This window comes from Reyranella sp. (genome assembly GCF_050185545.1).
GTDB lineage: Bacteria > Pseudomonadota > Alphaproteobacteria > Reyranellales > Reyranellaceae > Reyranella.
In genome coordinates, this window is sequence record NZ_JBFWZI010000290.1 from 4,549 (window position 1) to 6,462 (window position 1,914).

Sequence of the window (1,914 nt, forward strand, 5' to 3'; positions counted from 1 at the left end):
ATGTGCCGGTCGAGGCGCGCCACGGCGTCCTCCTCGTCGCCGCGCAGGGCGGCCAGCATGATCCCGTCGTGGTCGATGCCGACGGCGGCCATCATCGACTTGGTCGGGATGGCGATGCGCCGGTAGCGATCGAAGCGGTCGAACAGCTGGCGACAGAAGTCGAGAAGGGCAGGGGAGCCGCAGGCGGAGATCAGGGCGAAGTGGAAGCGGCGATGCCGCTCCTCCCACGCCTCGTCGATCGGACGATTATCGCCGACCAGGGCGCGTACGCCGGCGAACCGCGCCCGCGTCGTCTCGATCTGCTGCCGCCAATGCCGGTCGCCGGCCGTGATCGACAGGCGCATCGCCATGCCCTCGAGACGCCTGCGGGACAGGGCCACGTCCTCGAAATCCGCGCGCGAGGCCGGCGCCACGCGAAAACCCCGGCCGTTTCCTTCGGCGACGACCAGCCCGCTTCCACTCAGGACAGTGAGCGCCTCGCGCAGCGGCGTCAGGCCCACGGCATAGCGGTGCTGCAGCACCTTCAGCGGCAGGCCGGCGCCGGGGGCCAGCCGGGCGGCGAGGATGTCGGCGCGCAGCCGGGCGAGTGCCTGCGTGGTCACGGTGACAGCCATGCGGCCGCCATGCAAGTTCGATGCCTGTCATTTGGGCGCACCTGCCTCGGAACTGGGCGCAGATATATATCGACGACCCTCCCCCGGCATCCGATGCGACCTTACGCTGCTGCTGCAGGGAGGTGCCCATGGATCAGCCGATCGTCGACCGCCGTCCAGCAGCCATCAGGACGCGGTCCCCCGTGGTCGAGGCCCTGCTGGCCGAAATCGCCAGCCTCGATGCCGCCTCGGTCTCCGAGCGCATGATGCCGGCGGGCTGCTATACCGAGCCCGAGTTCTTCGCCTTCGAGCAGAAGGAGGTCTTCAGCCGCACCTGGATCTGCGTCGGACGGGTCGAGGAGGTGGCGGCGCCGGGTGATTGCCTGGCGGCGGAGGTCGCGGGAGAGCCGATCCTGATCACCCGCAGCGCCGATGGGGCGCTCCATGCGCTCAGCGCCATCTGCCAGCATCGTGGCGAGATCATCCCCTGTCCCGAGAAGGGCAAGCCGCTGCGCTGCCCGCTGCATTTCTGGACCTACGACATGGAAGGCAGGCTCTCGGGGGCGCCGCGCATGGGCAGCGCCGACGATGTGCTGGCGCTGCGGCGGCAGGTGCGCCTGCCCGAGCTGCGGCTGGAACTGTGGCACGGCTTCATCTTCGTCAATCTGGATGCCCACGCCGCGCCTCTGGGCCCCAGCCTCGCCAAGCTGGAGCCGCTGTGGACAGGCTACGAGGCGACCGGGCTCGAGGCCGTGCCGCCCGCCATGAGCGACACGCCCTTGCCGTGGAACTGGAAGGTGCATGTCGAGAACTTCACCGACGCCTATCACCCGGAGTTCGTTCATATCGGCACGCACGACTTCGCCCCCAGCGTCCTGGCAGGGGACGGCGTGCGCTTCACGGAGATGCTGCCGGGCGACAACGCCATCGTGCGCTCGGTGCCGATGCGCACGCCGGACGGTGGCATGATGAAGGATGGCTGGGGCGCCGACGCAGCTTTTCCGCCGATCGCGACCCTGCCCGCCGAGCAGCATCAGCGCATCTACTTCGCCATGCTGCCGCCCAGCCTCACCCTGATGCTCGCTCCCAATACGGTGGCCTACACACTGATCCGCCCGGCCGGCGTCGCGGCAACCTTCGCGGGCTCCGATCGCGTCACCTACGGCGGCTGGCTGCTGCCGCGGAGCACCATCGATCTTCCCGACTTCATCGATCGCTGCAAGGCCGTGCGCGAAGGTGGCTCCAGGATCTGGGCGCAGGATGTGCCGGTCAATCTCGGCATGCAGGCGGCGAAAAGTTCGCGATTCCTGCCGAGCGGCAT

Annotated in this window: 2 protein-coding genes; one reads left to right on the forward strand and one right to left on the reverse strand. The window is 69.0% G+C overall.

Features of this window, described 5'->3' with window-relative positions; translation table 11 throughout:
* Positions 1–614 (reverse strand): GntR family transcriptional regulator (locus tag AB7O82_RS36315; protein ID WP_428621708.1); only part of this gene is annotated, 614 nt, incomplete at its 3' end.
* 128 nt (positions 615–742) lie between these two features.
* On the opposite strand from AB7O82_RS36315, the gene AB7O82_RS36320 reads away from it, so the two are divergent.
* Positions 743–1,914 (forward strand): aromatic ring-hydroxylating oxygenase subunit alpha (locus AB7O82_RS36320; RefSeq protein ID WP_428621710.1); only part of this gene is annotated, 1,172 nt, incomplete at its 3' end.